This window comes from Peribacillus sp. SIMBA_075, assembly GCF_046534585.1.
Window position 1 is genome coordinate 20247 of the sequence record NZ_JAWRYN010000056.1, and the last position, 8556, is coordinate 28802.

At 38.1% G+C, this 8556-nt stretch carries 6 protein-coding genes and 3 pseudogenes; 7 read left to right on the plus strand and 2 right to left on the minus strand.

What is annotated here, in order from left to right; all coding sequences use genetic code 11:
• Window positions 1-46 precede the first annotated feature (46 nt).
• From SB775_RS24705 to SB775_RS24715, 3 genes and pseudogenes are all read left to right on the plus strand, one after another.
• Entirely contained in the window at window positions 47-187 is a 141-nt protein-coding gene (locus SB775_RS24705; protein ID WP_155726506.1) for a hypothetical protein, read from the plus strand.
• Entirely contained in the window at window positions 188-1789 is a 1602-nt protein-coding gene (locus SB775_RS24710) for a sodium:solute symporter family protein (protein WP_410863783.1), read from the plus strand.
• 46 nt (window positions 1790-1835) lie between these two features.
• Window positions 1836-1952, plus strand: a pseudogene (locus SB775_RS24715) (IS3 family transposase); the annotation flags it as partial.
• 118 nt (window positions 1953-2070) lie between these two features.
• On the opposite strand, the gene SB775_RS24720 reads toward SB775_RS24715, so the two are convergent.
• Window positions 2071-3465 carry an aminotransferase-like domain-containing protein gene (locus SB775_RS24720; protein WP_410863785.1) on the minus strand — a complete coding sequence of 465 codons (1395 nt, stop codon included), beginning with the start codon at window positions 3463-3465 and terminating at the stop codon, window positions 2071-2073.
• 216 nt (window positions 3466-3681) lie between these two features.
• Here SB775_RS24720 and azlC point away from each other — a divergent pair, with 216 nt between their 5' ends.
• From azlC to SB775_RS24740, 4 genes and pseudogenes are all read left to right on the plus strand, one after another.
• Window positions 3682-4392: an azaleucine resistance protein AzlC gene (azlC, locus tag SB775_RS24725; RefSeq protein WP_289319740.1), complete on the plus strand. Its 711-nt coding sequence runs from the start codon at window positions 3682-3684 to the stop codon at window positions 4390-4392.
• Complete coding sequence (locus SB775_RS24730) at window positions 4389-4721, plus strand: branched-chain amino acid transporter permease (RefSeq protein WP_410863787.1); 333 nt, start codon at window positions 4389-4391, stop codon at window positions 4719-4721. Before azlC ends, SB775_RS24730 begins: the two co-directional genes overlap by 4 nt.
• Before the next feature lie 112 nt (window positions 4722-4833).
• A pseudogene (locus SB775_RS24735) lies at window positions 4834-5007 on the plus strand (IS4 family transposase); the annotation flags it as partial.
• 220 nt (window positions 5008-5227) lie between these two features.
• The gene (locus SB775_RS24740; protein ID WP_410863788.1) at window positions 5228-6538 is read left to right on the plus strand and encodes a short-chain fatty acid transporter; all 1311 of its coding nucleotides are present in this window, start codon (window positions 5228-5230) and stop codon (window positions 6536-6538) included.
• A 323-nt stretch (window positions 6539-6861) separates the two neighbouring features.
• Here SB775_RS24740 and SB775_RS24745 read toward each other — a convergent pair.
• Window positions 6862-8292, minus strand: a pseudogene (locus SB775_RS24745) (IS4 family transposase).
• Window positions 8293-8556: the final 264 nt, after the last annotated feature.

Here is an 8556-nt window from a genome sequence, read left to right on the forward strand (position 1 = left end):
CATATTACCCTATTGATTATTTCAATTTTGATAAGGGGGTCAAGAAATGGGCGAGCTGATATTTTCTTTAAGCTATGGGGGTTCCTTAATTGTCATGGGATGGATCACGAAGGTGTTCCTAGTAAAAATGAAAAGAAATCAAGAAGAAATAAAAGCAAAAGATCCGATAGAAAAGGTGGGGATGTAAGTGGCCTTTCTGCTTGGTATTATCGTATCCTTTTGCGTTTATGTCTCGATCGGAATCTTTTTATTCAGGAAAGTGAAAAGCTCAGAGGAGTATTATGTATCTGGACGAAGTGGAAATACATTGATGATAACCGGTACACTTGTTGCATCCTTCTTAAGCACCGTATCCTTCATGGGGGAAGCAGGATTTTCCTATGAAGGGTACCCGATCCTGCTGCTTATTCTCGTTATTTTTAATGCAAGCGGCTATATATTCGGGGTATTCCTGTTTGGCAGGTATTTAAGAAGAAGCAAATCATTGACGGTTCCTGAGTTTTTCGGTAACCGCTTTCATTCCAAGAAAGTAAGATTGGCAGCTGCCATCACGACAATTCTCGGAATTGCTGCATACTTAGTTGCCGTTACCCAAGGGGCAGCCGTATTATTGGCCGAGGTTTCCGGTGTTTCCTATCCAATGGCGTTGGTGATCATGTGGCTAGTCTATTCATCCTTTACCATTCTTTCAGGGGCGAAGGGAGTCATGGTGAATGATACCGTGATGTTCTTTGTATTCTCGATCGCAACGTATCTTAGCTTTCCTTATATCATCAAATCGGCAGGCGGATTCCCTGATGCCATTACTAAAGCGGCAAACCTGGCTGAACGGCCTGATTTATTAAGCTGGCATGGCATTACCGGACCTGGGGCAACCATGGGAACTCCTTGGGAAGCATTGGCCTGGGCAGTCATCATGGGCTTGGTCTGGGGCATCGTCATTGCAGTGAGTCCATGGCAAAGCAGCCGATACTTAATGGCAAAAAATGAACACGTAGCCATCCGTGCCGGCGTATGGGCAACCATATCCATTTTGACCGTCTATTTGTTCCTCCATATCAGCATCTCGACAATCACCACCATTAAAGCGGATATCGCCCCGACGGAAAAGGTATTCATTTGGGCGGCGATGAATATTGTCCCGACATGGCTTGGGGTCATCATCGTTAGCGGCATCATGGCTGCGGCATTATCCTCCTGTTCGAGCTTCCTTCAGATAATAGGAAGCAGCATTACACGGGATATCATGGAACAATCACGGAAAAAGGAATACACAGATCACCATCTATTGCGGGCCAGCCGCATTTCCATGGTTGTGATCAGCTTGATCATCTTATTGATTGGATTGTTCCAGCCGCCTGCCGTCATGTGGATCGGCTACTTTGCGGCCACATTATTCGCAGCATCCTGGGGACCGATCGCCATATCAAGCATATTTTCAAAGAAGGTAACGAAAGAAGGAGCCTTTTGGAGCATCGTATTCGGCTTCTTTGGCGTGATTCTCGGAGAAAGCCTCGGCATGTTCGGAATAAGCCTTCCCGTTTACTTCAATCCTGTCATCATAGGTTTAATCTTAAGCATAGGTGCACTCATCATTGGCTCCAAGTATGGAACGATCACCATCGAAGAAAGGGAGTTTCAAGCAAATATCCTGCAAACCCCCATTGAAATAGACGAGCAAAAAGAAATGAACATCACCCGCAGATACCCAACCTATTTGATGATCAGCGGCGTCATGATCATCATGGTAACACTAGTGTTTTATTATTGGCCGATAAATATGAATTGATAGACATTTACTTATGTACTGGCATGGTTAACTTATCAATACCTAATTTTTTGGCCAATTAAAATCCGAGTTACTCTATGTTCAAGAATTTGAAAGCATGGAGCATTTCAAACAAGAAGAATATATCCATTACTGCAAGCATTAACGAATCAAGGTGAAATAAAGAGGCATGAGCCCGGTAGTTTACCGGGTTCATGCCCTCAAGGCTGCCTAATTAAATAAGGTGTCTAGCTTTTTGGGTTCACCTCATATGGTGAGCTCTTTTTTGTTGCTTTTAGCCTTTATAAACTATCCAAATAATTTTTAAGTGTTTCTAATCCAATTTTCAACTCATCTAATGAGTTTGTTGACGAAAGTGAAACACGCAAATACTTATTGGGTATTGTCGGTCCGCTAAGAAAACGATCGGAATGAAAAATTCGAATGCCCTTTTTTCTTAAATCCGTTTCCAACTGTAACGGATCTATATGTTCTTGGATAGAAAGCCAACGATAAAAACTAAAAGGATGTCCCATAGGATTTCCGATAGGGAAATATTCCGAATAAATATCATTTGCAGCCTGTGCAAGCTGTTTCTTTTGGGAAACAATTTCATGAGCCTTTCCTGACAAAATAAGCTCCGTGATTATCTCTGCATCTAGAGAGGACGTCTTTACATTGATCTTAAAAATAGCTTGTAAAATACTCTCGCGAAAAGCATCCCCATAGACCATAAAGGCGACTCTTAATCCTGAGCAAATGCATTTAGATGTTCCACATATATAAACGGTCTGATCTGGAAGTAAATTAAACATGGGTTGATGATAATCAGAGATAATGCCTGCTGTTAGGAAGGCATGAATATCATCCTCAATCAAAATTAAACGGTACTTTCGTATGATTGCAGCCAATTCATGTTTTCTGAAATCTGAAATCATAACAGTGGTAGGATTGCTGCAAGAAGGCATTAGAAAAATACCGTGAATCTTAGTTTGAGAACATTGCTTTGCAAGTTCGTCTGGCAGCATTCCAAATTGATCTCCGGGAATGGGTACTAATTGTATGTGAAGCAATTTTGCTAACTCGATAAAATTTGAATATGTATGTAAATCGATTGCAATACGATTACCAGGCTTAAACAACGCAGTCAATGTAATAGCCAATGCGTTTTGGGCTCCAGAAACAATGGCTACATGCTCTGTGTCTGCGTTAATGCCGAATGATTCCATCCAATTTAGCCCTGCTTTTTTTTGATGAGGGATACCTGTCGGATCATTGTAATTCAGTAGTTGGTCCAAATAACTTTTATCTGAAACCGTCTTTATATTCTCTGCAACAATATTATTGGTTTGCTCAAAAGAGGCTACAAAACCAAGATCGATATTGTTTGTGCTTTTATCTGTAGAAATGGTAATGGAACGGGCTGCATTAGGAGCAACGAAGGTCCCCCTTCCAGTAACCGCATAAATCAAACCCTTAAACTCGCATAATTTGTAGGCGCGGGTAATAGTTGTAAAGTTTAGGTCAAGAAAGTCTGCCAATTCTCGTTGTGGGGGTAACTTTGTTCCAGGTGCTAAAAAGCCTTCTATAATATCTTGTTCAAGTAAAGACGCGATTGAATAGTAAAAAGGACGTTTCAATGCTTTCTTATCAGGTTTCCAGGACATTGGATAATTATCAAATGAATTTACTGGCATAAGTCACCTCTCTCAATATTTTCATACAATAATAGCATTATTGTATGGATTTTGTGAATGTGAAAGAACGTCTCGAAAAAAGAACCCATAAGAAAGTAAAAAAATCTATTAGAACCACCAGTGAAGAACATTGTATTCCATACAATGTTCTTGTTTAGTGTATGGATTTAATGTGTTAAATTTGAAAAAATACTAACTTCTTAGGATGTGAATCATATGAACAAAAAAAATCAAATATGGATGGCATTTCGTTCGGCCTTTCCTTTTACAATTCCAATTTTTGCAGGATTTGTTTTTTTGGGAATTGCTTATGGAATTTATATGAACTCTTTGGGTTTTAGTGCAATTTACCCAATTATAATGAGTCTTACAATATTTGCGGGATCCATGGAGTTTGTTGCAGCTAATTTATTGCTCATTGCGTTCAATCCGATTAATGCCCTTTTTGTAACTCTAATGGTGAATGCACGCCATTTATTTTATGGTATTTCCATGCTTGATAAGTATAGGGGAACAGGGAAGAGAAAATATTATCTGATTTATGGAATGTGCGATGAATCTTTTTCCATTAATGGTACCGTTAATGTTCCAAAAGATGTGGACAAGGTCTGGTTTATGACTTTTGTAACTCTTCTCAATCATTTCTATTGGGTTTTAGGAGCAACAATAGGCGGAGTTTTTGGATCTCTTGTGCAATTTAACACAGAAGGTCTTGAATTTGTTATGACTGCTCTCTTTGTTGTAATCTTCATTGAACAATGGATGAAAGAGAAAAAACACCAAATTGCGCTCGTGGGGCTTGGACTTTCGACAGTAAGCCTTATTATTTTTGGGGGAAACACCTTCATCATCCCTGCTATGGCCGCTATTTTGGGGATGCTGACCATTCTTAGAAAACCGATAGAAAAGGGGGAGGTCACAATATGATGATGAGTTTAACGCAACAGATCATCACGATCGCTATGGTGGTCTTAGGGACAATGCTTACAAGGTTTCTTCCATTCGCTATTTTCCCATCGGGTAAACCCACACCAGCATATGTTCAGTATCTTGGCAAAGTGTTACCTTTGGCGACATTGGGACTGTTAGTAATATATTGCTTCAAAGATGTAAGCCTAATATCCGGTAGCCACGGTATCCCTGAATTTATTGGAGTAGTTACGGTAGCTCTGCTTCACTTTTGGAAGAAACAGATGCTTCTCTCTATTGCGGGTGGAACGATTATCTACATGATTATGGTTCAATCGATTTTTTAATAGTATTGATAATAGTTCTATTCTTTCTCACCTCATTCTTTATACATAGACAAAGTCCTGCCGTGGTCATCTGATTTACCGTCTATATGAGTACCAATGAAAAATGAAACAACTATTATTTCAAGCAATGGCAGTTGGCAAAGAAGAACTTTTAAAAATACTGAATAGGGTTTATCATCTACTCAAAAAGAATGGTCGTAAATCCCATCGGTATAAGAAGATGACTGTCTTTGATATTCTTGGCGTTGTGTATGAAACGACGGTGAAGGACAGACAGGCTGCCTAGCAAAAAAAAATTGTGTTTTGATTAGGCTTCTTTGTCATGCCTAATTTTCCATTACTGGCTAGTTTTGAAACAATGATCATTTGGTATCTAGTAATTTACGTTGTAGCTTGATGGGCATGGGGTACCGCCAGGCAGGATCCCTAATAGAGGAATATGTTAATAATTGTAGAAATTACAAAGGGGGGTTGATTTTAAAAAGGAGGATAAAAAGTTGAAAGTAATGGTAGCCTTTTTTAATCGTGTTATGCAGAGATATTTACCCGATCCATTTATATTTGTTATTATTTTAACTTTTGTTGTGTTTGGATTGGGACTTATTTTCACCGATAGCGGGCCTTATCAGATGGCTCAGCATTGGGGAAATGGATTTTGGGGATTGCTTCTTTTTGCTATGCAGATGGTTCTTGTTTTAGTAACTGGACATGTATTAGCTAGTAGCAGAATTTTTAAAAGGGGATTAGGTGCTCTTGCATCTATGGCTAAATCTCCAGGTCAGGCAATTATTATTGTAAGTGTCGTTTCTCTCGTAGCAAGCTGGATAAACTGGGGATTCGGACTTGTTATTGGGGCTTTGTTCGCTAAAGAATTAGCGAAAAAAGTAGAAAATGTTGATTATCGCCTTTTAATTGCGAGTGCTTATTCTGGATTTCTCATCTGGCATGGTGGAATATCTGGATCAACTCCATTGACTATTGCTACTCCAGGCCACTTTTCCGAAGATTTAATTGGTATTATCCCAACAAGTGAAACGATATTTTCTAGTTTTAATCTTTTTATTGTTATAGCTTTAATCATAATCGTTCCATTAGTTAATCGATTCATGATGCCTTCAAAGGAACAAACAGTGACTGTAGATCTTGCTCTCCTAGAGGATGATGTCCAGGCAGCTACTATTGAAAAAGAGGATTTGACTCCTGCTGAGAGGCTTGAGAATAGCCGGATTATCTCTCTATCAATTGGGATATTAGGGATTGTTTTTCTTTTCTATTATTTTGTACTTAACGGTTTTAAACTAAATCTTGATATTGTTAATTTCTTATTCTTATTTTTAGGAATTCTCTTTCATGGTACTCCAAAACACTTTTTAGAGGCTGTTGTTAATGCAGTAAAAGGAGCGAGTGGGATCATCATCCAATTCCCTTTTTATGCGGGGATTATGGGTATGATGACAGCATCAGGTTTAGCTACTGTTATATCTAATGGTTTCGTTTCAATATCTAATGAATTTACATTCCCGTTATTTGCGTTTTTAAGTGCAGGATTGGTCAATATTTTCATACCTTCTGGTGGAGGTCAATGGGCGGTTCAAGCTCCTGTCATGCTGGATGCAGCGATAGCACTTGATGTATCCATTCCAAAAACGGCTATGGCGGTTGCCTGGGGAGATGCATGGACTAATCTAATCCAACCATTCTGGGCACTCCCTGCTCTTGCTATTGCTGGTCTAAAGGCAAAAGATATTATGGGTTACTGTGTATTGACTCTTTTTGTAAGTGGTATTGTTATTTCACTAGGACTCTTGTTTTTCTAAAAAGGATTTTTAGATTAGACAGTATTTAGGATGATAATGAATGAAAAATAAAGGAGCTATTCAACTAGTTAAATTTGAATAGCTCTTTTATTTTTTTTAGTGTTGTCAGGAAAATGTGGATTTACATCGTTAAGACACGAATAAAACTTTTTAATTCCTCTATTAAATATAATGTGAACTTTTTCTATACAGGGGTGCACCCACATGCCCATCAAGCTAAGCGCACAAGAGATAATATAAAAGTGTGTTCTCTTTAATTTGCTATGGTAACACTAAAAATGCGCATGACAAAAAAACCATCAAATAGGTTTTTTAAAAAAATATTAGGCAGCTTTAAGTTTTTGTGACGTACAATCATACACAATACCTAAGATATCAAAGACCGTTTTCTTGTTATAACGATGACATTTCCGTCCGTTTTTCTCCAAAAGGTGAAACAGACGTAGAAAAATTTTTGATAATTCTTTGGCGTCCTTTTGTAATCCTTGATAAAACAATAAATAATAGTCTTTTATTATATAGATGCATTTATATTCACTTAACTCCTTCTTTTTCTTATCTAAAAGTAACTGACGCATTCTAAACATCGTAGATGAACAGAGTAAAATGCTAATAAGTTGCCCATACAAGTGACACTCTAAGCGTTCCCTCTTAATCTCTTTGCACTTGTCAATTTGAAAGAAAGATTTCCATGTCTTAAATAGAATTTCAATCTGCCAACGTAACGAATACAGTTCATGAATATGTTCCGTTGGAACGTCTTCTAAAGAAAGATTTGTAATATATACGTTCATTCCACTTAATCGTTGCTTCGGTCTCTATAGATAATGCCCTTCTTCTTTTCTTTTTTTGCTTGTTCTTTCAATCTTTTCTCTGTTTGTACCTCAGTTAGTCGATGAATAATCACTCGGGCGGGTAGTTTTTGATACAGCCCAATGTATGCTTCTGAAATTTCAAGTGTTTGACCAGGTTGTAATTGATTCATAAGCTCTTCCGTGTCTAACTGAATAAAGAGAGTACCTTTCTTCACAGTCCCATTTCGAAAAAACTCTGGTTCATCATTCTTACGATATATACGAGAATTCAACTTCAAACGTGAGACATAGTAAGCACCTTCATCATTCATTTTCTGTAAGTCGTGTAAGTCGAAATACCCTAAATCCCTTATGTATAAGTCTTTCGGTTGAATGGTTAGTAGACTCGTGGAACCGAAGGTTTTATCATTTTCTCTCCCTTCTCCTACATAAACGTGGAGGAACTTCCCACTCAATAAGTCATATTCAAGTTGGATTTTAACACCTGCGGTATGGCTACTTCCGCCAGAACCTTGATAATGTGAAGCAAACTTATCTGGAAGTTGAAATGTTGTAGAATCTAGGATCAAGAATACGTTTAAAAGTCGTGGAGTATGGATGAAGTATTTCTTGTGTTGAATGAATTCTTTGAGTTAGAAGATTAGCTAGAACTTGTTGAAGAAACTGTACGGCTGAACCATTAAATCGTTGATTAAGCCCTTCAGGGCTCATGAGGACACCTGTAGATGCTTCGAGACGGCTACACAATTGTATGAGTGGTGTACTCGCGACCTGTTGACTAAGCCATACACATAAAGCAATTAATTCTTGTGCTTGATATTTACTTGTACGTTGAACAAACCCAACTTTTTTAGCTAATTGTTGTAGAGAAGACGGAGATAAGTAGTTTTGAAGTTCTTGAGAAAAGAGATTCATTTCGTCTGAAACAGAAAAACTCATAGAAAACGCCATCCTTCCTGTATATTTCTACAAAAAGAATAGCGCTTTTTTCGTTATGATGATACAAATTCACCTTAGCTTGATGGCGATGTGGCTGTACCCCATTTAGCAAAGGAACTTAAATCTGTATCTTAATAAAAAACACTATAATTATAGGAGAAGCTCATTAAAAAGAAGCCTTGTTATATTGAACTGTGCCCCATTTTACGGACAGTATAAAAAAGTGCCTAAGCAGCTAATAAATGGTCCCGGTATTGTACCGGG

What these genes read in the sequence shown, in the direction of transcription:
- SB775_RS24705 (WP_155726506.1), top strand. Translation starts at nt 47, where the DNA reads ATGGGCGAGCTGATATTTTCTTTAAGCTATGGGGGTTCCTTAATTGTC.
- SB775_RS24720 (WP_410863785.1), bottom strand. Translation starts at nt 3,465, where the DNA reads ATGCCAGTAAATTCATTTGATAATTATCCAATGTCCTGGAAACCTGAT.
- azlC (WP_289319740.1), top strand. Translation starts at nt 3,682, where the DNA reads ATGAACAAAAAAAATCAAATATGGATGGCATTTCGTTCGGCCTTTCCT.
- SB775_RS24730 (WP_410863787.1), top strand. Translation starts at nt 4,389, where the DNA reads ATGATGATGAGTTTAACGCAACAGATCATCACGATCGCTATGGTGGTC.
- SB775_RS24740 (WP_410863788.1), top strand. Translation starts at nt 5,228, where the DNA reads ATGGTAGCCTTTTTTAATCGTGTTATGCAGAGATATTTACCCGATCCA.